Source organism: Mycobacterium sp. DBP42 (assembly GCF_005924235.1).
Lineage (GTDB): Bacteria > Actinomycetota > Actinomycetes > Mycobacteriales > Mycobacteriaceae > Mycobacterium > Mycobacterium syngnathidarum.
Map to the genome: position 1 here is coordinate 1 of NZ_VCMY01000105.1, position 1,000 is coordinate 1,000.

A 1,000-nucleotide genomic window follows, 5' to 3' on the forward strand; every position below is an offset into this window, starting at 1 on the left:
TGTATAAGAGACAGGTAGGTGGGCGGGCCAGCGATCCACCGTGTAGCGGATGTCCGACACTGTCGGTGACGACGAGCCGGTCGGCGGGTCGTCGCGTTGTAGTCCGCGTTCGATGCGGGAGACTGTAGTGGGCCAGCCGCCGAAGTGGTTGGCAGCAGTTGTGACTGTGATGTTCTTGGCTTGCCGGGCCGGACGATCCGTGGTGGGTGGAGCATCGGCCTGAACAACCTGTCGTTTCCCTCCCCATGGGTTGTGGTCCACGAAGGTTACGCCAGCCTCTATGGCTCGGTCTTGGGTTGCGCGGGCATATCGGGGCACTGTTCTCGGAGCGCGGCGGTGGCCTCGTAAGTCTCTACCGACGATTCGATAAATGCGTTACCCTCGGCTGCCGAGGGAGCTACTTGCGGATCTCGGCTAGCTGAGTCGCGTTGCAGTTGAGATCCCAGCTCGGCGGCTTCTGCCCATTTGGTCAGCTCGTCTTTCAGACTGATAGTTGAAACGGATTGCGCCGCAGAGCGAATCTTATCTCCCATGCTTGCCTCGCGTTCTGCTGCCGCGAGCAAAGCATCCCGGCCGCCGGGCCCCGTTGACAACTCGTTGTTTACCGACGATGTCATCGCCAGCCACTCGCGTCCGAGTTGTTCAACCACGGTGCATTCTTCGGCGGGCGGCGCGGCAGAATCGTCACGTTGCTGAAACGCCCATACCCCACCCGCTGCAGCGCCGGCAATCGCAACCACGGCAGAGACTGTCCACAGCCAACGGTTTCCTGGCACACCCATATTCTGTTCTAGCTTCCTCTCATGTTTGTCGAATCACCTGGGAACTCGTGATTGCCACCGTAGGGGTTGGGGATGTATGGGTGCAGGCTGGTGTCCGTGGCCATGAAAAAGTCCCCACTGGTGGCCAAGTGGAGGTCCCCACTGGTGGCCAGATAAAAGTCCCCACCCCGTGTTCGTCGTGTCGATCAGGAACTGCGGGCCCCGGTGGTGACGGTGAA

1 protein-coding gene and 1 pseudogene are annotated in these 1,000 nt (G+C 60.7%); both read right to left on the reverse strand.

Features of this window, described 5'->3' with window-relative positions:
- Positions 1 to 261: pseudogene (locus E0T84_RS32540) on the reverse strand (hypothetical protein); the annotation flags it as partial.
- A 17-nt stretch (positions 262 to 278) separates the two neighbouring features.
- Positions 279 to 740, reverse strand: a complete 462-nt coding sequence (locus E0T84_RS31580; RefSeq protein WP_131823369.1) for a hypothetical protein — start codon at positions 738 to 740, stop codon at positions 279 to 281.
- Positions 741 to 1,000 lie beyond the last annotated feature (260 nt).